This window comes from Chitinivorax sp. B (assembly GCF_005503445.1).
In the GTDB taxonomy this organism is placed as follows: Bacteria; Pseudomonadota; Gammaproteobacteria; order Burkholderiales; family SCOH01; genus Chitinivorax.
Window position 1 is genome coordinate 1 of the sequence record NZ_SCOH01000001.1, and the last position, 23,681, is coordinate 23,681.

Consider the following 23,681-nt stretch of genomic DNA (forward strand, 5'->3'; position numbering starts at 1 on the left):
ACCGTCCGGCAACGGCGGAACTGGTACAGCCAGAGTAGGAGACAGGTCAACAGCAACATCATAGCGGGCACGCCAACAGGGGGCGGCACGGTAGCAGGATGGCAAGCAAGAAGCAAATTCAGGTAGTGGGCTCGCTTGGAAAGGTTGAGGTAATCTCCCAGGACCTGACAGTTAAATTATACGATGTTAATCGTAGTTTGAGCCGATGTAAAAAATGGCACACATGTGTGTGCCATTTCATGATTGGAAAGTAATTCGGTGGCGAAGCCAAATTACCTATCTATAGTTTCAATTAGAGAAACTTATATTCAAATCCCAGCTTCAACATCCGGCCTTGTGCATCTCGAATATCCTGAGGAACGATGCCACTACCTTCTTCTAGCATCTTACGCAGGTCCGCTTCCGGCTTACGGTTGAACAAGTTCTTCACGTTAAAGTTGATTGTGAGGTTCTTGATGCCGCTATAGCTGAGGAAGTAATCAACGGTCAGGTAGCTGGCAATTTGACATTCGCTCTTGTTCCAGCGACGACTTGTACATCCTTCATCGCTGTAGGTGTCATCATCATAGTCCAGCTTCAGCATGGTGCCACTCTTGAAGTTGAAGCGCAGGCCATTGGTGAAACCTTTATTTGATAGCGAGGTTGTCAGATCGCTGGTGTACTTCGAATATCCGTATCTGCCAGCAAGATTGTCACCATATCCACTTTTTACATCACTCCACGAATAGTACGAGCGGAGGTAAGTGGTATTCCAGTCATATTGGAAGCGACCAAAATCTCCAGCGGCAATTGCGCCACGAACATTAAAGTCAATACCATCAGTTTTGGTTTTGGATGTGTTGGTGAATTTCTGGTTACTACTACTCAATGAACCCGCTGTTACGCCATATTGGGCCTGTTCTGCAGGGGTAAACGTACCATCATTTGCCAAGCTATCCCGTACAAGTACACCGGGCTCAAGGCTATTCTCATTCGCAAGTAATTCTGTGATGGATTTTCGACCAATTTCATCTTTACGTTTAATGTTCCAGTAGTCAATCGAGGTGCTCAGACCACGGATTGGCTCGACAACCATACCCAACGAGAATGTGTTGCTGACTTCGGGTTTCAGGTCAGGGTTATTCTTCACTATGCTGGCGATACCACCTGAACATTCATTGGAAGTAATGATGTCAGCTCTGGCTTCCAGTGCTGTTTTATTGGGGTCACCTGCAGGTAGCAAATTAGCCTGCGCTAGCAAGTTTTCCGCAAGTTGTTGAGCTGCCGGACATCGTTTGGGATCTGCAGTGCCATTGCTAAAGGCGAACTTGGTAGATGGTGCACTTTCTGTCAAATTCGGTGCACGGAAGCCCGATTCAAATGTGCCGCGGAACAGCAGCGATTTGCTGGGTTCATACCTTAAACCGAATTTCGGGGAGAAATGGGCATCGAAGCCTTTTGCTTTATCCAGTCGTCCGGCAACTTGTGCTTCCAGATTTTTTGCAACAGGGATACTCAATTCTGCAAAGATGGCGCCCATCGTTCTGGATGCATCTGTACTGCTTTGACCAACACCAACGACATCACCTGTTGCAAGGTTCTCTGTCGGTGTGATTTTGAACGTTTCCTTCCTAATATCAAAGCCCGCGGCAACACCTAACGAACCAGTTGAAAGTTCTGCAATTGTTCCAGAGATTTTGCCATCGACGAATGTTTGACGGTTTTCGCCTTTGTATCCATATTGCGGGAAAAGTGTTCTTAGCACTTCAGCGCTATTTTGTTGACCGAGTTTGTAACCGTTGGGCTTGTTAAAGAAATCAGCTGGGAGTGTCGCTTGGGTGTAATCGCCAATCAGCTCTTTAAAGCCAGTTTCGCTAAATCTACCTCGTTCGGTGGAATCAGTTTCCGAGCCTAATATTCCAGCAGCAGATTCCCAATCATAACCAGCGGCAGAACCTTTCAGTCCAAATACAACACGATATGATTTGCTATCAACGTGTTGCTCTGCAGGGCCATCAACAAAGCGATAACGTAAATCCACCTCATCCCCAGTGGGGTTCAGTGGGTGTCCTGCCGGTAGGCCACGCTGAGTGAATGTTTTGGACTTATTGGTACGCGGGTCACCCCATACCGTTGGTGCGGAACCTGGTCCATAAGGCATGTAGGCCGAAATATAGTCTGTTTTGATTCGGGAGTAAGTGAGCTCGGAGAATCCCAACAGATTGTCACTAAATTGAATTTTACCGGCAGCAAAGAAATTAGCACGCTCTGACTTAGGTACCGCTTCGAAGCGTGTGTATCGATCATAGGTGCACAGGCCTGCTGAATTGACGGATTCGCAGCCAGGTAAGGCTTGCAGATCTACGTTCCCCGGGTAGGAGAAAGTGGAAGGGGTGCCGAAGCCAGAGAATTTTTTTGTCACGTTGCGGTTAACGTGATCAATTACATCTCGCCAGATGACGCTGTCTCGTTTATAAAAGTCAGCGTTAATCAGTAAGTTGTAGCGGTCATTGTTTAGATCGCCAATGCCACCGGTAAGGCTGGCAGAACTGGATTTGAAGCTACCGCTGGTATGGGATCTGCTGTGATCCGCTTTGATTTGGAAACCTTGATAATCTTTACGGGTGATGATGTTGACGACACCGGCAACCGCATCGGATCCGTAGATTGCAGATGCCCCGCTTTTTAAGACTTCGATCCGTTCGATTGCATCCAATGGCAATGCATCGAGGTTGGTGAATACTTCTGAGTAGTCTGCGAGGGCATAAGGTGCAACACGACGGAAGTTGAGTAACACTAGTGTTGACTGTTGCCCTAAGTTGCGGAATGACGCGCTTGAGGAGCCCGCTGCGAACGAGTTGCTACGGCCAATGTCCGACATGGAGCTGGTGCTGGTGGAGACGGATAAGGTCTCAAGCAGTTCTTTCACATTGGAGGCACCGGTTTTCGCAATGTCTTCACGTTTAACAACCTGGATCGGTGTCGCACCCTCTGCGGAGATCCGCTTGATATGACTACCGGTTACTTCGATGCGCTCAGTCTTTTTCGGTTGCTCGTCTGCAAAAGCGGGAGCTAGGCTGCTGACGACTCCTGCGGTCGCGAGCGCCATTGTGATGGGTTTCAGTCGCATACTTACACTCTCTCTTGACTCTGTTTTGACTGGCCTGAAGGCCTTGATTTGGCAAAAGATCGAGAGTAAGCCATGCATTAAATGGCACTGAAAATGCCCTAACGCAAATTGATTTTGATATTGTTGACCAACGAAGCAATACAGCGTGGCGTAATTGTGGTCATGACCGAATGGCATTGAATGCCGTTTTCCGAATGTATTCGGTTTTTTATCGGTGAAGCCCGCAATACCTGCATTGGGTACTGCTGTTGATTCGTCTCTCGATCCCTGCTGGGTCAAAGGCTAACATAAGTGTTTCAGAATGTAAAAAACCAATAATAGGAAATACGTATTGACAGGATTTGAGGATGGAGTTGTTCTGGCAAGTTGCTGATTTTTAATTATTTAAATTTCTTTGTTGCTTTGGCTGTTTTCCTTTTGTGCTCGTCGCTGACGGCGTGCGCTTCCGGTAGCAAGCCAGAGCAATATGCTGGTGACGAATACGCCCAGAAACAGGAATTTGAACAATCCATCGACCCAATTGCTGCTGGCGACAGAAAACATGAGGGCGACATAAAGCCAGCCGATGATGAGGATATAGCGCATAGGAAGATGCCGCGCCTTGCGGCGCGGCCAATGGATAGCTTAGTTCTTTTCCTTGACTTCGAGCATTCGAGTGATGCGCCCGAATTTCTTTGAAATTTCTTCGTAGCGTGCTGTTTTTTCCGACGCCGGGACGGATTCATCCAACATCAGTTTTTGGTGCTCCTGGAACATCTGCAGGTCAGCAATGCGCATTAGTTGTGAATTGGTTGACGATTTGAAGCCAGACAAATCACGGATATTCAGCAATACCTTACGCTGTTCGCCACCACCCTTGCCATAGCTGAAGAAGAACTGCTTGATTTTGTTCTTGGCGGCGGGCTGCAGGTCATTGCGGTAGAGCATTGGATCGTTGGGGATCAGGTCCGATTCCCAGATGGTGCGGATATTCTTGTATTTGTCGGCAAATTCGGTCTTGAAGCTATCCATGTCTTCGGTATTGCTGGTGGCTGCGTCCAGTTTGCCATCTGCCACTGCCATGAAGTTCTTCTGGTGGTTTTGATAGACGATGGATTTGAAGTGTTTGGCTGGGTCGATGTTGTTCCGCGAAAACACGTAGTAGCTAGGAATCAGGTTGCCGGACGTGGATTTGGGATCGCCATGGCCAAACGAATATTTCTTGCCGTTGGCTAACAGGTCTTCCAGCGATTTGATCGGGCTGTTCTGCTGGGTGATGATCAATGAGCGATAGCCCAGTGAGCCATCGGCTTTGACCACTTGGGCAAATACAGCGGCATTGGCCACGCTGACGGCGTCAATGGCAACTTTGTTTGATAGCCAGGCGATCTGGATCTTGTTGTCCTTCATGCCTTGTACGATGTCGTTGTAGTTGGTGGATGCAACCAGATTCACCTTCATACCCAGTGTTTTTTCCAGCTCGGCAGCCAGTGGTCGCCAGTTGTCGGTGGTTTCCTGTACGGTGGTGGGTGCGATCAGGCCCAGGGTGATTTCCTCTGCATTGGCGATGCCAGAGCTGATCAGCGTGGCAGCCAATGTGGCGAGGGCTGTTTGGAATGGCTTCATGACTTCATCTCCCAACTTCATTATGGTCAGCGTATTACCAGCGGGTTTGGTGGAGAGCCCTGCTGGCATGATGCCGGCTGCAGGCCATCATCAGGATCGCTGTGATGGCCTGTCACCCGACAGGCATTACCCAAGCAGTTTCTTTTCTGTTTTGCCCAGCTTGAGTGTCATTTCCTCCGGAATCCATTGCCCGGTGCGTTCATCCCGCCCTTGCATCACATACCGTGCATTGGGTTTGCCAAGGCTTTCTGCGGCTTGGCTGCATAAGGTACCGATTTTACCCTTCTTCAGGCGATTGACGATGACCCCGAGTTGCGTATCCGGGAAGTCACGTAGCATATCGTAATCCCCATCGCTATCGCCAAAAACCATTAGTGGGCCATAGCCTTTTTTGGTGACAAGTTCACGTTTGATCAATTCGGTTTTGCCTGGTCCCCAGTTCAGCGGCCAGCCTGCTTTGTATGCGTTCTTGAATACACCATCTGCGGTGGTTTCCAGACGTAAGCCCAGAATCTGCTTGGGGTCCAAACCATAACCATATTTGGGGAGGGTCGCAAAGACACGCACGACATCTTCCAGTGAGGCGGTACTGACATAGACATCGATGCCATTTGCCTGCAGCACATGCATCAGGTTGGCGATTTCGGGTGTCAGTCGCAGACCGTGGGTGTGTGCGGTGTTGACAATACCGGCCTTGCCAGATCGCGAAGCCGGGCTGGTGTATTTGACTTTGCGGATGGCATCCCCCAGGCCATTGTCGTTCGAGGCTTCAGCTAGGGTGGCGACTTCTTTTACCGCCATATTGGCGAAGAAGTAGATCACCCATGGGTAGCCAATATTGGGACCATGGGTATCGTTGATTGCTTCATACATGAAGTACAGTTTGGCGCGGAAATCGGCAAATACATCGCTATCCTGAACTTCCTCCAGGCTTTGTGAGCCTGCCATACCCTTGTAGCGCTGGTGGATTTCTGAGTAATCGTCAATCAAGTCGCTACTGATGGAATCAAGCGAGACAAGTTGGCCGTCCGTATTTTTGTAATCAGCTGAGAAGTTACCGGCCGGAACCCCTTGCTTGACGATGGCTGCGAACTCGGCCGGGGTCAGGCGGAAAGCCAGGTGGTTGATCTGGTACATCAGCAATGCTTCTTCGGTATCGTGCATGATCGAGGTGTTGTCCCAGTCAAAGACAACATAGGGCCGCTTGTCAGCACGGTAGCGTTTTCCGGATTGACCAAACTGTTCGATCACCTGTGCAACGCGGCGATGGGTATTGGGAGCCCATTTGCCGGTATCCAGCATGACCTGTCCACGATGCTTGTGATGATGCTGGCTGGCAGTAGCTTGTTGCCCGAACACGGCAAGTGCAGTACCAGCGGCCAGTGATGTCATGAATCCTCGACGTTGCATGCTCTTTCCTCATGGGTTGACGCGGCCGAATCGGCTTCGCGTGGAATGGGCGTATTGCTGAGTACTTGTAAGTGATCCTTATCGATCAGTTGCAAGCACGACAGTCGCGCCTTGCAGTTGATCGAACGAGCCATGATAGAGCGTTTTTCAGGTGTTTTGAATCATCGTTTTGTAATGAAATGATGCTGAAAAGTTGTTTTTCGAAAACCTTTATACATTTGATATTTGTTATGTATTTTGGAGGTCTTTGTGCCGCAAGGGCTTCGAGCTATATCGATGATATGACGAGTGAGATTTGGATTTGACGATAAATTGGCATCGGCATAGCTTTGCTCAATATATTTGATTGTGATGATGGCAGTTCGACGGGTTTCAAGCTGGATGCGGTCTGAATGAATGGCACCATCCGGATTTCCCCTCTCGGTGAATTCCTTTGTTGCAGGTGCGAAAAGATTCTTGTAAAACTGCTATGTCAACATAACTTAGGCTCCACCAATTGGGCTAAAGGTGGTTCAATACCTAGGTGTATACCACCGTTATCGACAGCGGTCTCCCAGCCTTTGCAGGTGTCACCTGGTCAGTGTGCAATGCCTGATCGATACCTTGCCGGGGCTGGACTCAGCAGGTTTGAAGTTGCAATGCAGCAATCATCCGGAAGGGGGACGTCGCGTGGCAGTAGAAAACAACGGTGTAGTACTCGATAAATTGTTCGAGTCGATTACCGAATCCAACAAGCAATGGTTTGAACAGTTTGTTAAACCACTTGCCCCGGTACAATCTGAAACAACCGAGCAGTTCGTGCCCAGCCTGATCAACAGCCTGATGCAGAACACTTCCCATCTTGTCGAAAAGCAAGGCGAGTTCTACAAGCAGCAGATGGGTTTGTGGATGAGCATGCTGGGTGCGCATCGTGGCGAGGATCGACGTACGGTGGCTCGACCGGATAGTACCGATCGCCGTTTCAATGCACCTGAATGGCAGCAATATCCACTGTTCGATTACATCAAACAGTATTATTTGCTCACGGGTAAATGGCTGACTGAACTGATCGAAGGCGCTGAGCTGGACGAGGAGGCAAAGGAAAAGGCATTGTTTTTCACGCGTCAGTATGTAGACGCAATGAGTCCAACCAATTTTCCGCTGACCAACCCCGAGGTGCTTAAGCTGGCGGTGGAAACCAATGGACAGAGTTTGGCTGCAGGCTTAAAGAACCTGGCAGAAGATATTGAAAAAGGCCATATCTCGATGACTGATGAGTCGTTGTTCGAGGTGGGTCGCAATATTGCTGTTACTCCAGGTGAGGTTGTATTTGAAAACGAATTGCTGCAACTGATTCAATACGCACCCACCCAAGCCAAGGTGTACGAGCGACCGTTGCTGGTGGTGCCACCGTGCGTCAACAAGTATTACCTGATGGATTTGCAGCCAGATAACTCTTATGTTCGTTACATGGTTGAGCGTGGCTACAACACTTTCTTGATCTCGTGGAAGAACACGACGCCGGCTGAAGGCCACCTGACCTGGGATGACTATATCGAGAAGGGTATTTTTGCGGCTACCAAAGTAGTCCAGTCTGTTGGTAAGGCTGACAAGATCAATGTGCTTGGTTTTTGTGTCGGCGGGGCAATTCTTGCCACTGCGTTGGCTGTAGCCAAGGTACGTGGTGATGATTGGTTTGAGTCTGCCACGTTGATGACTGTGATGGTGGACCATAGTGAGCCGGGCGAAATCAAGAATTTCATTGATGAAGCACTGGTACGTCGTCGCGAAGCCAAAATGGCAGAAGGTGGCGTGATCAGTGGCAAGGAGATTGCACGTACCTTCTCGTCGTTGCGTGCCAATGACCTGGTCTGGAACTACGTCGTCAACAACTACCTCAAAGGGAAGACACCACCGGCATTCGATCTGTTGTACTGGAACAACGACTCAGCCAACTTGCCGCTGCCGATGCACACTTTCTTTCTGCGTAATATGTACCTCGAAAATGCCTTGGTGAAGCCTGGCATGACCGAGTTATGTGGTGTCAAGATCGATATGAAACAAGTGACCTTGCCGGTCTATAACTTTGCGGCACGAGAAGATCATATTGTGCCGTGGAAGACCGCATATCTCACCAATACATTGCTAAGTGGGCCGGTGCGATTTGTATTGGGGGCTTCGGGGCACATTGCAGGGTCGATCAACCCTGTTAAATTGGGCAAGCGCAATTACTGGGTAAATGTGGATTTGAATCAATCTGCAGATGATTGGCTGACCCGTGCGGAATCGAAACCCGGTAGTTGGTGGGCTGATTGGGATGATTGGTTGGCCCCGCAATCCGGCAAGCTGGTCGCAGCACCCAAAGTGCTGGGGAATCGTCAGTACAGGCCACTTGAGCCAGCGCCAGGGCGTTACGTCAAAGAGCGTGCTGTGAAGGTATGAAACGAGAGGGGATGGGTGTGAAAGTGGGTTCATATTGCAATCAACTGCTGGTAGGCGATGTACCGGTTTGAGCTGCAGATCGTCGCTGTTCGTGCTGCACAATCCGGTTCATCCGCTACTGAACAGGTATCATCCACCCATTGCCGTTACATTTCTACGGCGGTATCAATAACCCAAAGCGCCTGACGGGAGCATGGTCGGGCGTCAAATTCAATCTTTGGAGAGACTTACCATGAATGAAGTCGTGATCGTAGCAGCAGGCCGTACCGCGATTGGTTCCTTTGGTGGCGGCTTGGCAGGTATCAGCGCCCCGGAACTTGGCGCCAGAGTCATCAAAGTCCTGTTGGAAAAAACTGGGATCGCATCAGATCAAGTCAGCGAAGTCATCATGGGCAATGTACTCACAGCAGGATTGGGTCAAAACCCGGCGCGCCAGGCATTGATCAAAGCAGGTTTGCCGGTGCATGTTCCTGGCCTGACGGTCAATCAGGTGTGTGGCTCCGGATTGAAAACCACTCACCTGGCGGCACAGGCGATTGCGTTGGGAGACAGCGACATCGTGATTGCCGGTGGTCAGGAAAACATGTCTGCTGCCCCACACTTATTGCAGAACAGCCGTAACGGTATCCGTATGGGCAATGGCACCCTGGTGGACAGCATGGTCTACGATGGCCTGACTGATGTCTACAACCAATATCACATGGGGGTGACCGCAGAGAATATCGCAACCAAGTATGGTATTTCCCGCAGCGAACAAGATGAATTTTCGTTGGCTTCGCAACAAAAAGCCGAAGCCGCACAAAAGGCTGGTCGCTTTACTGATGAAATCATTGGTGTGGAAATCCCGCAACGCAAAGGTGACCCCATTCTGTTCAATCAAGATGAATACATCAAGGCAGGTAGCACGATGGAAGCACTTGCAAAACTGAAGCCTGCTTTCAATAAGGAAGGGACCGTCACAGCGGGGAATGCTTCTGGTATCAATGATGGTGCATCGGCCGTGATCATGATGTCTGCCAAGAAAGCGGCTGAGTTGGGGTTGAAACCATTGGCTTACATCAAAGCGTATGCATCAGCCGGCGTGGAGCCTTCGGTCATGGGTATGGGGCCGGTGCCGGCTACGCAGCGCACCTTGGCACGTGCAGGCTGGAGTCTGGATCAGCTTGACCTGATCGAAGCCAATGAAGCCTTTGCGGCCCAGGCTTTGGGCGTATCGCGTGAGCTGAAATGGGACATGAGTCGCGTCAACGTCAATGGTGGTGCAATTGCGCTAGGTCATCCGATTGGTGCATCCGGTAACCGGATTCTGGTAACGCTGATTCACGAAATGATTCGCCGTGACGTGAAAAAAGGTTTGGCTACGCTGTGTATTGGCGGTGGTATGGGCGTTGCGTTGGCAATCGAACGTCGTTGATCGATATTGTGCAATTGAATAAAAAGCCTCTCGTTCGAGAGGCTTTTTTTATGGCTATCATAAGTGAGCTGCCATTATGGCTGCTTGCTCAAAAGTATTGAGGTTTATCATGTCGTGCGGATTGTAGTGGGGACAGCGGCACTGCCTGCTCGGCACAGGTTTTGACCTGCTCAATCAAGGGAGCCAGATCCAGCCCACGAGTGGCGAGCCATTCATCGTTGTAATAGCTGTGAACATAACGTTCGCCACCATCACATAAAATCCCAACGATTGAACCGGTTTGACCTTGTTGTTTCATCCGTAACGCGATGTGCAATGCGCCAACTAGGTTGGTGCCAGTTGAGCCTCCTACGCGTCGTCCCAAAACCGACGCCAGGTAATGCATGGCGGCCAGGGACAATGCATCGGGCACCTTGAGCATTTCATCGACAACCTCTGGAATGAATGAAGCCTCGACCCGTGGTCGTCCAATCCCTTCGATTCCTGAGCCGCAATCCAGGGTAATGGCCGGGTTGCGATTGACATAATAGTCATAGAACACCGAATACTGTGGGTCGACACACAACACTTGGGTTGCATGGCGTTGATAGCGGACATATCGACCAATAGTTGCAGTGGTGCCGCCAGTACCTGGGCTGGTTACCACCCAGCTTGGGATCGGATGTGGTTCCCGCTCCATCTGGTGAAAGATTGACTCAGCAATATTGTTGTTAGAACGCCAATCTGTGGCACGTTCGGCATAAGTGAACTGGTCCATGAAATGACCATCGGTTTCAAGTGCCAAACGCTCGGATTCTGCATAGATTTGTGTGGGGTCCGGCACCAGATGACAACGGCCACCATAAAATTCGATGGCCGAGATTTTTTCCGGAGAGGTTGTTGCTGGCATTACAGCGATGAACGGCAGGCCAAGCAAGCGTGCAAAATAGGCTTCCGACACGGCGGTGGAGCCGCTGGAGGCCTCAATGACGGTGCTCTTCTCGTGCAATTTGCCATTGCATAAGGCATAGAGGAATAGAGACCGGGCCAGACGATGTTTGAGGGAGCCGGTTGGGTGGCTCGATTCATCCTTGAGGTAAAAATCGATTCCTGGAAATGCCGGTAGATTGACCGGAATCAGATGAGTATCGGCCGAGCGGTGAAAATCGGCTTCGATGCGCGCAATGGCGTGGGCGACCCAGTCACGTGATGACATGATGTTCTCTTGATGTGGCCATGAAGACTGATCATTGTATTTTAGTGGCTGGCCAAGCCAATTATGAGAATCGCCAATGTGGTGGCGAAAAGACTGACCTGAAAGCAACAAACCCAGCCTGATTCAGCTGGGTTTGTTTGTTGGCTTGTGCTTGGCTGTCTTAGGCGGCGGATGCTTTTTTGGTCGCACTTTTGACGGCATCGGCAGTGGCCGTGGTCGCAGCCTTGACTGACGCGTCGGCAAAATCGGCAACCTGCTTGGCCGCCTTGGTCATACTGTCTACTGCCGCGGCGGTTGCCGCTACAGTGGATTTCAGTGCAGCAACCGCAACATCGGCACCAGCCGGAGCTGATTTGGCAGCCTTGTCGATCGATGTCACCAAGCCCTTGTTGAAGGAGGTCAGGCGTTCCTCAACCAACTTGGACAGTTCGCTCTGCGCCTGGGAGGCAATTTCATATACACTGCGGGTGTAACTCAGCACTTGTTCAGAGGCAGTTTCTGCCATCTTGTTACGCAGTGCGATTGCTTCTTGCAGATCTTTCACCGCGACCAAGGCTTTGGCATTTTCTGCTGCGTTTTCCAAGGCGTGTTTTGTCGCATCCAGATTGACCTTGGTCAGGCGTTCGCTACTGTCCAGTGACAACTGAGCTAGACGCAACAGGGTTTCAGTATTGATGCTGGCGAATTCGCTCAAGTGTTCCGGCGTATTAAACATAATCAACTCCTTCGACTTTATATTTTCGGGTTCATAAACAAAAACGTTCTGATAGGAACTACTCTGTTCATGCAGGTCGGTAGGGCCGATGTCGTGCGGAACCAAAACTTCATCGTCAGCGACGTGCCCTTTTGTTATATTTTGTGCCTTGCACAAATTTAGAGTCATACTACTAGTCGAATTTTGTACTGTCAAATGAATTTGTTGCAACGCATCAAACGTGATATGCCGCTACTGGCGTGATGCAGGCGAGCTGATACAATATCCTGATTCTAAATGCGTCGTCGGGCATTCAGGTTGTATCCGGCGTTTGCTCTTTTGACTTTCTGGCGCGTGCCGCCAACACAATGACAAGATGATGGAGAAGGTAATGAGCGAAGAGAAAAGGGTGATCAAAAAGTATCCGAATCGGCGTTTGTACGACACAGCCACCAGCTGTTACATCACCCTTGAGGACGTGAAAAAACTGGTTCTCGAAAACATCACGATCCAGATTGTGGACGCCAAGACCCACGATGACATTACCCGTAGCGTCCTGCTGCAGATCATTCTGGAAGAGGAATCCGGTGGTGTGCCGATGTTCACCTATGATGTGCTGACGCAGATCATCCGTTTTTACGGTCATGCCATGCAGGGGTTGATGGGCAATTATCTGGAAAAGAATCTGCAGATTTTCACCCAGATGCAGGAACGCCTGCAGGAACAGACCAAAGCGGTCTATGGCGATAACCCAATGCTGAACAACAATGTGTGGAGTGATTTCCTGAAGTTTCAGGCACCGGCCATGCAAGGTATGTTGACCACGTATCTGGAACAATCTACCAATATGTTCGTCGATATGCAGCAGCAATTACAGGATCGTGCCCGGAATCTGTTCAGCGGATTTGGTTTCCCCGGTTATCCGACCGCAGATGATGCAACACCGCCGCCCGCCGTAGATCCGAATGGGAATGCAAAAAAACCCGGTAGTTGAGGTTATCTCCATTGCCGATCAAAACAACAGCCCCAGTGCAATTACCTGGGGCTGTTGTTTTGTGATCAGTATCTTTTGTGTGGGTGAAAACATGATGTGATCAACGGTATTCATTCCTCTTCATTGATCACAAAAATGCGCAGGTCTGTACGGTCTGGGTCAATGAATGTACGGACGGAATGGAACGGCAGTCGGTTGAACATGGCATTCCAGAAGTCCATGGCCTGCGTGTCATCTACAAATACATTGACAACCCAGGGGTGGGCGGTACCCAGCATGACGCCTTCGACAATTTGTTGGCCAATGCCTTGTCGGCGGTATTTTTTCATCAGGAACAAATCGGCAAATTCAGGTGCATCCAGCCCCGGTAAGGTGTTGTGCTCAATGAGCAGGAAACCCGCGATTTCGTCATTGACCTTGATCAGATTGGCGCTCCAGCCTTCCAACTCCCAATAGTGGGCAAAGTAGTTGTCATCCATATAAAACAGCCCGTTTGATTCAAGATCAAAGCTCTCCCAATCGGAAGAGTCATAGCTGTAGAATTGGTACAGGTTACGAATAATGTTTTTTTCGTTGATATCGGTGTGGATCAGGTCAATTTTTGTCATGGCGCGCAAATCAAATTGGGTGAATGCCAAGGGCTGGCATGCTTCATGCGGGAAATCTGGCGGGATGAAACTGCATGTTGCCTATTGTGATGTGTTGCTTATCCCAATATGGGCGTAGCTTGGAAAAAGCAACTGGGCTGGTTGAAAAAATACCCAGCCATCATATGATGGCGAGCCGGGCGGGCTCAACAGGTGGAGCGTTGTTGACACATGCGATCAAATGCACTGGGCTGGCGTCGGGCGTGCCACGCGGCAATGATTGTTTGGACATTATCCGTCAGTGAGGCAGCGGACGTGTCGATTTCAAAATCATATTGACCAAATGTGTGGGTAATCTCGAAGTCTGCCCGGGCTTCTCCAATGCGACGGTCCCCACGTTGCTGTTCTCTGCTTTCCAGTTCGGGTAAATTGCAATGCACTCCTACGAAGAATACATCGTGTCTATCCAACAACTGGAGTAGGCGATCCATCCACGCTCGGGTTTCAATGATGTGTTCCACAATCAGATTGTTGCCGGTGCGAGCAAGTGCTGGTAAGCAGTGATGAAAACCGCTGAAGAAGGGTTCTCTCAGCATACGCCAACTGAATGCGGCATTGTCAGCCCGTTGATGGGGATGCATGTTGGCGGCAATCAAATGATCAATCGAGAAGTGCCAGAAAGGTTGATCCAGCTGGTCTTGCAAGCCTTTTGCCAGCGTCGACTTACCAGCACTGGAGGCACCATTCAATAAAATGATTTTGCCGGGTGAGGGCGCTGATACTACTGAACCTTGCATGGTTTTTCTTTCCTTTGATGCTAATCAACCGAATTTGGGAGTAGGCCACCGAGGTGGAGAGTGCTGACATCATTTCAGTGCAGCACGTCGCTGGTTTTCAATGGCTGTTACTGAGTCTTTGTTATCACAGTATCCATTGTTTCATTGATCATCGCCGATGCACCGCGTTGTGCCATTATGTCGATGACTGTATTGATTGCATCAATCACCACTTTCGGGTGGGTTTCTTGAATGCGGTGCGGGGTTTGCAGCTGCTGGACAATGGCTTGCGGATAAAGCTGATCCATGTGCGCTTCGGCAATGTCGGGATCGATGGCCCAGACGCCAAAATCCTCAGCATAAAGTGCACCTTTCCACAAATCTTTGATCAGCCCCTCCGGTTTGGGCGCGGTTGGATTGGTTGCAGCAACAAGCCGGATCATCGGTTTTCGGTAAAAACCGGGCTCAGCCAGTAGTCTTTCCCCCAATGGTGCGATATTGCTGATCTCACGCTGAGCGTACTCAGGTGCAAACAACCATAGGCCTAAACGGGTAAACCACGGGAACTTAGCGATCGGTTTGACCAAGCCAGGTGGCAGTGCATCGACAAGCACCATGCCGCTGACTTGATCCGGATAGTGCTGTGCAAAAAATTGCACATATTGACCACCGAGTGAGTGACCGATCAGTAGATAGGGTGGTTGCAATTGACGATCCTGCAGTAGCTGTCGCAGTTGCTGCACGACCTGGGTCGGTGTCTGAGGCACTGTCGGCAATGTACTGCGACTGACACCAGCGCGGTTGTACACCAGTACATTGCAGTTGTCTGTGAAAGCAGAGATTACCGCCTGCCAAGTGGAAAACGGCAACATCAAACCGTTCTCAAATATCAGGCTGGCCCGCGCCTGTGGTGCGCGGCTTAGCCAATATTCCACCTGCTGGCCATCAATTTCAGTGATCTGACTTGCCCTCGGCGTGGTACTTGTCGCGGCACGGGCTGGGCTATCAGTGTCTTGGTGAACCGGTTGTGCTGCACACGCGGTAAGTATCAGCGTAGCCACGCTGAGCATCAACCGACGGAAAAAGCGAAGTGGTAAAGCAACGGATTGTTTTCGGCAAGTAAGCTTGCTGCTCAAGCTAGGCATGACATTCAGTCCTTTGGTGCCGTCATTTGCAAGCCAGACGATACTGTCAGCAAACCGCGCAACCATTACACGGGCTTAAGCAACTGGGATATCTGGCTGAGGATTGCCCCATGACCATCTTCCAGAATGTCTGGCGAACGCAGTAAGGCCAAGATGGGTTCAGGGATATGTTCTGGCCTCACTTCCTCAATGAATTGATCAATCGATTGGCGAAAACCTTGGCGCATTTCCTGAATCTGTGCAGTTCGGTGACCGGTCCATTGAAAGCCCTTGTCGTTGTACATGGCCATGTTGACCAACAGGTCGATCAAGCGGGTGATATTGGCATTATTCATGGATTGGCATGGTGTGCATGAAGGGATTAGGGCACGTTAAAGCGGTTGTCCGGATCAGGCAAGTTGAATTAGGGCAGATGCCCAGCCGGGATCGGCGGTAGCGATTTTAATCATGATGCTAACTTGTCAGGAAAATAAGTGACCATTGGGCTGCGGGTATCCGGATATTTGGAGCGGTGCTTACTTGTATAAAAGACGATTGCACGAAGTCATGTAGCCTGTTTGGAGACGGGGTGAGTTATCGGCAGATTATTGTTTCGAATCGATATTTGCGAAAAGTAGATGTCGATTCCGATTATTTTTGCGTCAGAAAACTGTAAGTCGCTGTATACTTAAGGTTTTTGCAAAATAGAATTTCAAGCATGAATAAGCCACATAGTATCGGTTTCGTTTCATTGGGCTGTCCGAAAGCCTTGGTCGATTCCGAACAGATTCTGACCCAGCTGCGTGCCGAGGGCTACGAAATTTCGGGTAGTTATAACGATGCCGACTTGGTGGTGGTCAATACCTGTGGGTTCATCGATTCAGCGGTGCAGGAATCGCTGGATGCGATTGGCGAAGCGTTGGCCGAAAATGGCAAAGTGATTGTGACCGGCTGTTTGGGCGCCAAAGGCGATATCGTCCAGAAAACGCACCCCAAGGTACTGGCAATCACAGGCCCCCATGCGACCACGGAAGTGTTGCAACATGTTCATACCCATTTGCCGAAACCGCATGATCCATTTGTCGATCTGGTGCCGCCGCAAGGGGTGAAGCTGACACCCACGCATTATGCCTACCTGAAGATTTCCGAAGGCTGTAATCATCGTTGCACCTTCTGCATCATTCCATCGATGCGCGGTGATCTGGTCAGCCGGCCGGTACATGATGTGCTGCGAGAAGCGGAGAACCTGGCCAAGGCGGGGGTGAAGGAGCTGTTGGTCATTTCGCAGGATACCTCTGCGTATGGCGTGGATGTGAAGTACAAGACTGGCTTCCATAATGGCCGTCCGGTCAAGACACGCATGACCGAACTGTGTCAGGCATTGGGTGAGATGGGCATCTGGGTGCGCTTGCACTATGTTTATCCGTACCCGCATGTGGACGAAGTGATTCCGCTGATGGCCGAGGGCAAGATACTGCCTTATCTGGATATCCCGTTCCAACACGCCAGCCAGCGCGTTCTGAAAGCCATGAAGCGGCCAGCCAACGCGGGTAATGTGTTGGCGCGCATCAAACAATGGCGCGAGATCTGTCCGGACCTGACCATCCGCAGTACGTTTATCGTTGGCTTCCCTGGCGAGACGGAAGAGGACTTCCAGGAATTGCTGGCCTTTATCGAAGAAGCGCAGCTGGATCGTGTTGGCTGTTTCACCTATTCCCCGGTGGAAGGTGCGACAGCAAACGATTTGCCGGATCATGTGCCGGAAGACGTAGCCGAAGATCGCAAGGGACGCTTCATGGAATTGCAGGCCCGGATTTCTACTGAGCGATTGGCCCGTAAAGTGGGCCGTACCATGCCGGTGTTGATCGACGAAGTGGACGAAGAAGGTGCCGTGGGCCGCAGTCAGGCGGATGCGCCGGAAATCGATGGCTTGGTTTATCTGAACGATCCGGATATCAAGGTGAAGGTGGGTGACATCGTCAATGTCACCATCACGCATTCGGACGAGCATGATCTGTGGGGTGAGTTGGCCTGATCGGTAGCTGGTCACCCTAACCAAAACCCGGATCGCTGCAAATGCAGCATCCGGGTTTTTCTTTGGGTACTGTGCCCTATAGTCAAAGTAGTCTGATAGGGAGACATGAGGTGGAAGGCTATCAACTGACTTTTTTCACACAACAGGACCATCGGCACAGTGGGCAGCCATTGGGTGAGTGGCTGGTACAAACCGCCCGACAGCTGGGTGTGGGTGGTGCAACGTTGATTTTGGCCGCCGAAGGGTTTGGTCGCCATGGCCGGCTACATGCGGCTCACTTTTTCGAGTTACCTGATCAACCTGTCGAGGTGACCATGGCGGTGAGCGAGGGCGAGGCGCAGCGATTGTTTCAGCGGTTAAGGGATGAACAGGTCAACGTGTTTTATATCAAGGTTCCGATTGAATATGGTGTGATCGGTGAGGATTGATGGTTGTACATCAAATCTGTCGCTCACAAACGCGCAGCGTTTTGACGTCTGCAAACGTGGCGACCTGGTTCGTCGATGTCCGGTGGATTGGGGGGTACGTGATGTGATATTGCGTTAAGGGTTATAGCTGCCCATATTGGAAGCGTACGGCTTGGGGGCGGCGGTCAAATCCCGGGTCATGACATATTTGACGATGCCAGGTGCAAAGCCCTGTAGTTCAAGCTTGATTTCATAACCCATGGATTGATACAGCACAGGCGCCTGAAAACTGAAGGTTTCCAGATAACACAACGTACACCCTCGTGCCAACGCAGTCTCTTCGAACGTGCGTATCAGTTGTGCACCAATACCTTTCTGACGAAAAGCAGGCTCGACCCATAGTTGCTGCAGCTCGGCACATTGCCCCCAAGTACGACCGATCACACCGCCCACTGCTTGCTCCTCGCCTGTTGTTGAGCGCGCAAAACATGCCAATGGGCGAACTTCGTGAAGTGGTGCGGCGGCCGAATTGGCAGCCCCCAAGCCGGCATCAATGTGTAGTGCTTCGGATTCGGGGATGTCCTCGTGGGTCGTGATCTGGCAGAACGGCAGGTTATCTTGGTGGGTATGGGCCTGTTTCATGGTGTTGATTTGACATGAATGCTGATTGATACAATGGTTTGTGCAATTGGTACTGGCGTCAAGCCTTGAATGCCAATTCCCGCCAACATCTCGCTACTACAGTGTGACCGATTCAAGCTGGTATATGTTGACTGGATAGCGGAGTTGATGATTGATCCGAAGTGGCCACCTTAAAACCAATAGGTGGCCGTTTTGACTAATGTGCCAGCATGCTGCGATCCTGCACTGGGGTGACCAGCGCTTGAGTGTAACGCTTTTGCCGGCGCTGCCAGAACGCTGATCCCGCCCAGCGTTGCTCCTCGCCATACCAGAAATCCAGATGCCGTTGATAGGCAGTGGCAATGTTGGATAGTTCACGTCGATAATCGTCCGGTGCGCTGAGGTCGCCTTGCAGGGTTCGGTCACAGGCTTCAGCAGCAGCCAAGCCGGTATAAAGGGCGTTGAACAGGCCCTGTGATGAAAGGGGATCAAAGCTTAACGCAGCATCACCCACTGCAAACCAGCGTGCACCAGCACCAGGGTTGAGCATGGCAGAATGCGCTGCGGTGAGATTGACTTCATCTCCTGAGGTGAATGCACAGGCCGATAGCAGTTCCCCCAAAATGTCCTGCTTGCGCGCGGTGCGGTTCAACCAGCCGGTATTACGCAACGAACGGGCTGTGGGCAGGTCACTGTCAGTATGAAAGGCCAGTACACGTCGTTGACCTGGCAGCGCAGCGCTATACCACCAGCCATCCACCGTCGATTCGATGATGGATAGTCCGTCACCCAGGCGCGCCTGATCACGGCCATACAGCCAGCCGCAGATCAGCTTGTCTTGTCGTTGTTGACGTGCACCAAGCTTGCGTGCCAGGTTGGCTGACCGGCCTGTGGCATCGATCAGTACGCTGGCTTGTAGCCGACAAGGACCCGCTGCCGTATTCAACATCAGTTGCCAGCCCCCTGGTGTTGCCGAGACGGATGTAACGGTGCTGGTAGTCAATAAGGCTGCCCCCCGGGCTAGTGCGTGGTGGCGAAGCCAAATTTCGAATTGTGCCCGTTCGAGATGCCAGCCATGTCCATTCGGGTCCCGCAGGAAATCCTGCTCGGCGGCCATGCCATTCCATATCGACCGGTTGCCGTGGCATGGTGCATGACCTTGTTTCAGGAAATCGTCCCACAGTCCCATATCGGTTAGCAGACGCTTGGCGGCCGGAGGGAGCGATTCGCCTATGCGAGGGGTGGGGATGGCTAGCCGATCAATCATCAGGACTTGATGACGGGTGGCGAGATTGAGCGCTGCCGTTGCGCCCGCAGGCCCAGCCCCAAGAATCAGGACATCGGTTTTGAGCATGATCTAACCTCGCCGCCAGCTGAGATGACGTGCTTTATCCGTGGCGGTGAGATCAACGTCCTCAAACTCCTCCGGCACCGGGATCGCAGCAGCCAACAAGCGGGCTTCGCCGCTGGGTGGCGGGAGTTGCTCCACCTCTAGTGTGGTGGGAAACCCCGCACCATCACGCGGCCCGTCGCGGACTTCCACAATCCCCATCTGCGCCATATCGCGGATCATATTGTTGATCTGCTCCTGATAGCTGATATTGCCCAGTGGCCTGATCCAACTGGCACGTGTGGCAAATGCCTGCAGGCGCTCGTCAACTGGGAGCGATTCATTCATCACTGTGTCGTATGCCTGTTGCGTCATCACCTGATTGGGTACACGGGCAGGCCAGAAGGTAGGTACATATGGGTCGTAGGATTTTTGATAACCCGAACGGCAACTGGCTGTATCGGTCTGCCAAGGTACGGCCATCCAGCGGGTGATGCCGCCGGGTGCTTGTGGCCCGCATGGGCTGGCAATATTGTCAGGTGTCAGTACCCCGCCGTAATTGGGCTCGACCCAGCCGGGTGGGACATGGGCTATCCTGAATGGCGCCATATACAGCGTGGCTTGTCGCATGGGCCAGGTCATTTCACACCCAGGGTGAAATGCATCCGCCAGGCAGAATTCCATAGCGGATTGGATTAACGTATCTGGCTGCTGAGCTAGCGGTACCTCTTCTATTTTTTGCGGTGGCACGGCTTTGGGGTCGTAATCGGCGATGAAGTCACCCGCCGCCCATTGCTTCAGGAACAGTAACTGCAGATTGCTCAGGGCGGCGTTCTGTAGCGGAGTATCTGCCGGCGGAATACTCATTGCATCGCCATACAGCCATGGCCAAGGGGATGGCGCCCAGGCATCGCGTTTGAACTGCCGGAACTGATTGAACAGCGTCTGACGCCATTCCTTCAAGCTATCTGATGGATTGGCGAGTTTGCTCATCCAAGTCGTCTGACTGAACGGCGTACTCCCACCATGCCCGAAGGCGGCGGCAAAGCCTGCATTGACCCATTGTAAACGTGACATCCGTTCAAAAATGGGGCGGATGTCGTTCTGGAAGGATGGTTTGGCTGGAACGGGCAGTTTTTCTTCAGTAGCGAACAGATCGCGCATCAGGTCCCACATTGTCCGTACCGACTTTTGCTGTGGCGCATAGTTGGGTGGGGCAACAACGACCCAAGCTGGGTCCACGGGCAGATCCTGGCCCTGATAGCGGACGGTAGCCTTGACCGGGCCATCACCCACATCGTCATACCAACCTTCGTTATTGGCAAAGGTGATGGCTTGTGCACCATTCCAGGATGCCGATTTTCCGTGCCCACCCAGCACTACCAGCCTGCCCTGGCTATCGGTGCGAAGTTCACCTAAGTACACTGACTTGCCCATGAATTGACCGGTGTTGAAAGCGTAAGCCTGGCCATGTTTGTCGCGTCCGGTGATGGTACGTTCACCCGGTTGGATACTGAGCAGACGACGATCCGACACTGCCATGTTACGTAGGAAGGAGGGCGGGGCTGTGGCTGCTTCAGGGATATCTAATGCAATCTGGAATTGGTACCAGGCAGCCTTTTCGTTGGCCAGCGTTACGGCCCATTCGATTTCGGCATTGTCGGCGGTCAGCTCTGTGACCACTTCACCGGCCATGTTGAAACCATAAACGCGGAACCGCGCTGCTTCGCGCTTGATGGCACCGCTGGCATCGCGATAAAAACCTTGAGGCTGGGGGTGGGGTTCTGGTACTTCGGGCCCAATATAAAAATCTTCCAAGCTGTTGCCCACACGGGCGATGCCGATAGCCGGATAGATGCCGGCCTTGACGATGGTGGTATCACTGGGTAGGACTTGAGCAGCAGACATGAGTACCCCTCTTTCCATGACAGTTGATTGGCACACAGCATGGATTGCACTATTGACCATGGACGCATATTAATCCAGATGAAAAAACTGCCGGTTTCAACCGGCCGTGTCGGGATTCCATGCCAAATATCATGCATGGACGGTACGTGTTCCTATGGCTGTGCGGTATGCGGGCTAATTCATCAAATCCGGATGGATGATGTTTTACTAATGAGAAAACGTATGTTTTTTTGTAAGTGTGCCAACAGGAAATTAACAGCGTGATGACACTGGTATGCGTCATCAATAACGACACGAACAGGAGCTTGCATGTACATCGGTGAAGTCTCACGCCGGACAGGTGCATCGGTCAAGGCAATCCGGCACTATGAAACACTGGGCCTGCTGGGGCAGGTGCCACGGGCTGGTAAGTATCGTCGCTATACAGATCGGGATGTCGTCTGGATCAAATTGATCAAACAGGCGCAGACACTGGGGTTTCGGCTGGCGGAGCTGAATCTGGTATTGGACGGGAGCCTCGACGAACCTGACTGGTATGGCCTGTTGACCCAGATTGACTCGAAGCAATCCATGCTCCGCCAGGAAATTGCCCGGTTACAAACGCTGGACCGGCATTTGGGTGAAGTCCGTCAGGCAATGTATGAATGCCTGACCGATAGCGAATATCAATCACCCTGTGACATGGCCAATTGGGTTATCGACAATCGACAAGCTTGACTCTGCCATCAAGGGCAGACTTTATCCTGACCTGGTCTTTCAGGATCGGGAAACAAGATGTCAAAACGTATATTGGTGCTGTTGGGGCACCCTTCATCAAGCAGCTTTTGCAGTGCATTGGCTGGTACCTATGTTGAAGCGGCCCGCGCTGCTGGCCATCAGGTCAAGATCTTGCGGTTGGGCGAAATGCAGTTTGATCCGAATCTGCACGAAGGGTATCAGCAAATTCAAGCGCTGGAGCCGGATTTACTGGATGCGCAAGCAGCCATTGAATGGGCCGAGCATCTGGTGTGGGTGTATCCAATCTGGTGGGGGAGCGTGCCGGCTATATTGAAAGGTTTTCTTGACCGGGTTTTTCTGCCTGGGTTCGCATTCAAATATCAGCCCGGCAAGCTCTGGCCGGACAAGTTATTGTCAGGTCGCACGGCTCACCTGATTGTGACATTGGATACACCACCTTGGTACTTCCGCTGGATTTACCGCATGCCCGGGGTGTATCAAATGGAGAAGACAACGCTGGCGTTTTGCGGCATTCAACCAGTCAAAACGTTGCAGTTTGGCCCAGTACTGAATTCCACCCCGTCACAACGCGAGGGGTGGTCAATACAGGTGGGGCAGCTGGCAAGGACTGTGTGATGAGGTGGTTGCTTCCAGGCGATGCCGAACCAAGGGCAGATCAGACGGATTTGCTCTTGTATTCGCACAGATCCAGAATCACACAGCGCTCGCATTCGGGCTTACGGGCCTTGCACACGTAGCGCCCGTGCAGGATCAGCCAGTGATGCGCATCCTGCTTGAATTCAGCGGGTACGACTTTCAACAGCTTCTGTTCTACCTCTTCCACATTCTTGCCTGGGGCGAGCCCAATACGGTTGGCGATACGGAAGATATGGGTATCGACAGCGATGGTTGGCTCGCCGAACGCTGTATTCAGTACCACGTTGGCGGTTTTCCGGCCAACGCCAGGCAAGGCTTCCAGGTCTTCCCGCGTACGCGGGACTTCGCCGCCGTGCCGTTCAAGCAGGATGCGACAGGTAGCCAGCAGATTTTTGGCCTTACTGCGGTACAGGCCGATACTACCAATATAATGCTCAAGGGTTTCCTGGCCCAGGGCCAGAATGGTGGCAGGCGTGTTGGCAACGGGGAATAGCTTGCGGGTCGCCTTGTTGACCCCAACATCGGTTGCCTGTGCCGATAGCAACACGGCAGTGAGCAGCTCGAAAGGCGTGGTGTAATCCAGCTCGGTGGTGGGATGCGGGTTCTGCTCACGCAGGCGTTCGAAAATCTGGCGACGTTTGGCGGCGTTCATACGGTCCAACAATTGAGAAGTAGTG

21 protein-coding genes are annotated in these 23,681 nt (G+C 51.7%); 7 read left to right on the forward strand and 14 right to left on the reverse strand.

Annotated elements, in window-relative coordinates; genetic code table 11:
- Positions 1–292 precede the first annotated feature (292 nt).
- From FFS57_RS00005 to FFS57_RS00020, 4 genes are all read right to left on the reverse strand, one after another.
- On the reverse strand, positions 293–3,388 hold the full coding sequence (locus FFS57_RS00005) for a TonB-dependent receptor domain-containing protein (RefSeq protein ID WP_137935698.1): 3,096 nt from the start codon (positions 3,386–3,388) through the stop codon (positions 293–295).
- Positions 3,389–3,493: 105 nt separating this feature from the next.
- The gene (locus FFS57_RS00010; RefSeq protein ID WP_137935699.1) at positions 3,494–3,694 is read right to left on the reverse strand and encodes a hypothetical protein; all 201 of its coding nucleotides are present in this window, start codon (positions 3,692–3,694) and stop codon (positions 3,494–3,496) included.
- Between the two features lie 39 nt (positions 3,695–3,733).
- Entirely contained in the window at positions 3,734–4,714 is a 981-nt protein-coding gene (gene phnD / locus FFS57_RS00015) for a phosphonate ABC transporter substrate-binding protein (protein WP_171013455.1), read from the reverse strand.
- A gap of 126 nt (positions 4,715–4,840) precedes the next feature.
- Positions 4,841–6,124 (reverse strand): HAD family hydrolase, encoded by a 1,284-nt coding sequence (locus FFS57_RS00020; protein ID WP_137935701.1) that lies wholly within the window; start codon positions 6,122–6,124, stop codon positions 4,841–4,843.
- 582 nt (positions 6,125–6,706) lie between these two features.
- Between FFS57_RS00020 and FFS57_RS00025 the strand changes: the two genes are divergently transcribed.
- Together FFS57_RS00025 and FFS57_RS00030 are read left to right on the forward strand one after the other, a co-directional pair.
- Positions 6,707–8,545: a PHA/PHB synthase family protein gene (locus FFS57_RS00025; protein ID WP_249383819.1), complete on the forward strand. Its 1,839-nt coding sequence runs from the start codon at positions 6,707–6,709 to the stop codon at positions 8,543–8,545.
- A 232-nt stretch (positions 8,546–8,777) separates the two neighbouring features.
- Positions 8,778–9,959 (forward strand): acetyl-CoA C-acetyltransferase, encoded by a 1,182-nt coding sequence (locus tag FFS57_RS00030; protein WP_137935702.1) that lies wholly within the window; start codon positions 8,778–8,780, stop codon positions 9,957–9,959.
- A gap of 88 nt (positions 9,960–10,047) precedes the next feature.
- Here the strand turns inward: FFS57_RS00030 and FFS57_RS00035 are convergent, their stop codons facing one another.
- Together FFS57_RS00035 and FFS57_RS00040 are read right to left on the reverse strand one after the other, a co-directional pair.
- The gene (locus tag FFS57_RS00035; protein ID WP_137935703.1) at positions 10,048–11,154 is read right to left on the reverse strand and encodes a PLP-dependent cysteine synthase family protein; all 1,107 of its coding nucleotides are present in this window, start codon (positions 11,152–11,154) and stop codon (positions 10,048–10,050) included.
- Between the two features lie 160 nt (positions 11,155–11,314).
- Positions 11,315–11,869, reverse strand: coding sequence for a phasin family protein (locus FFS57_RS00040; protein ID WP_137935704.1), 555 nt, complete (start codon positions 11,867–11,869; stop codon positions 11,315–11,317).
- Positions 11,870–12,239: 370 nt separating this feature from the next.
- Between FFS57_RS00040 and phaR the strand changes: the two genes are divergently transcribed.
- The gene (gene phaR / locus FFS57_RS00045; protein WP_137935705.1) at positions 12,240–12,842 is read left to right on the forward strand and encodes a polyhydroxyalkanoate synthesis repressor PhaR; all 603 of its coding nucleotides are present in this window, start codon (positions 12,240–12,242) and stop codon (positions 12,840–12,842) included.
- 110 nt (positions 12,843–12,952) lie between these two features.
- On the opposite strand, the gene FFS57_RS00050 is transcribed toward phaR, so the two are convergent.
- The 4 genes from FFS57_RS00050 to FFS57_RS00065 all read right to left on the reverse strand — a co-directional run bounded on the left by FFS57_RS00050 (position 12,953) and on the right by FFS57_RS00065 (position 15,685).
- A complete protein-coding gene (locus FFS57_RS00050; protein ID WP_137935706.1) occupies positions 12,953–13,450 on the reverse strand; it encodes a GNAT family N-acetyltransferase in 498 nt (165 codons plus the stop codon).
- A gap of 185 nt (positions 13,451–13,635) precedes the next feature.
- Positions 13,636–14,226 (reverse strand): chloramphenicol phosphotransferase CPT family protein, encoded by a 591-nt coding sequence (locus FFS57_RS00055; protein WP_137935707.1) that lies wholly within the window; start codon positions 14,224–14,226, stop codon positions 13,636–13,638.
- A 107-nt stretch (positions 14,227–14,333) separates the two neighbouring features.
- Positions 14,334–15,350, reverse strand: coding sequence for an alpha/beta hydrolase (locus tag FFS57_RS00060; protein WP_171013457.1), 1,017 nt, complete (start codon positions 15,348–15,350; stop codon positions 14,334–14,336).
- Positions 15,351–15,415: 65 nt separating this feature from the next.
- Positions 15,416–15,685 carry a hypothetical protein gene (locus tag FFS57_RS00065; RefSeq protein ID WP_137935709.1) on the reverse strand — a complete coding sequence of 90 codons (270 nt, stop codon included), beginning with the start codon at positions 15,683–15,685 and terminating at the stop codon, positions 15,416–15,418.
- A 362-nt stretch (positions 15,686–16,047) separates the two neighbouring features.
- On the opposite strand from FFS57_RS00065, the gene rimO reads away from it, so the two are divergent.
- Positions 16,048–17,364 (forward strand): 30S ribosomal protein S12 methylthiotransferase RimO, encoded by a 1,317-nt coding sequence (rimO, locus tag FFS57_RS00070; protein ID WP_137935710.1) that lies wholly within the window; start codon positions 16,048–16,050, stop codon positions 17,362–17,364.
- Between the two features lie 110 nt (positions 17,365–17,474).
- On the forward strand, positions 17,475–17,792 hold the full coding sequence (locus FFS57_RS00075; protein ID WP_137935711.1) for a DUF190 domain-containing protein: 318 nt from the start codon (positions 17,475–17,477) through the stop codon (positions 17,790–17,792).
- 114 nt (positions 17,793–17,906) lie between these two features.
- Here FFS57_RS00075 and FFS57_RS00080 read toward each other — a convergent pair whose 3' ends face one another.
- The 3 genes from FFS57_RS00080 to FFS57_RS00090 form a co-directional block, all read right to left on the reverse strand.
- Positions 17,907–18,413 (reverse strand): GNAT family N-acetyltransferase, encoded by a 507-nt coding sequence (locus tag FFS57_RS00080; protein ID WP_137935712.1) that lies wholly within the window; start codon positions 18,411–18,413, stop codon positions 17,907–17,909.
- Between the two features lie 196 nt (positions 18,414–18,609).
- Entirely contained in the window at positions 18,610–19,746 is a 1,137-nt protein-coding gene (locus FFS57_RS00085) for a tryptophan 7-halogenase (RefSeq protein WP_137935713.1), read from the reverse strand.
- Positions 19,747–19,749: 3 nt separating this feature from the next.
- Positions 19,750–21,630, reverse strand: a complete 1,881-nt coding sequence (locus FFS57_RS00090; protein WP_137935714.1) for a LodA/GoxA family CTQ-dependent oxidase — start codon at positions 21,628–21,630, stop codon at positions 19,750–19,752.
- A 309-nt stretch (positions 21,631–21,939) separates the two neighbouring features.
- Here FFS57_RS00090 and FFS57_RS00095 point away from each other — a divergent pair, with 309 nt between their 5' ends.
- Together FFS57_RS00095 and FFS57_RS00100 are read left to right on the forward strand one after the other, a co-directional pair.
- Positions 21,940–22,347 carry a MerR family transcriptional regulator gene (locus FFS57_RS00095; RefSeq protein WP_137935715.1) on the forward strand — a complete coding sequence of 136 codons (408 nt, stop codon included), beginning with the start codon at positions 21,940–21,942 and terminating at the stop codon, positions 22,345–22,347.
- Positions 22,348–22,404: 57 nt separating this feature from the next.
- Positions 22,405–22,983: an NAD(P)H-dependent oxidoreductase gene (locus FFS57_RS00100; RefSeq protein ID WP_137935716.1), complete on the forward strand. Its 579-nt coding sequence runs from the start codon at positions 22,405–22,407 to the stop codon at positions 22,981–22,983.
- Positions 22,984–23,023: 40 nt separating this feature from the next.
- On the opposite strand, the gene nth is transcribed toward FFS57_RS00100, so the two are convergent.
- A complete protein-coding gene (gene nth / locus FFS57_RS00105) occupies positions 23,024–23,656 on the reverse strand; it encodes an endonuclease III (protein ID WP_137935717.1) in 633 nt (210 codons plus the stop codon).
- Between the last annotated feature and the right edge of the window lie 25 nt (positions 23,657–23,681).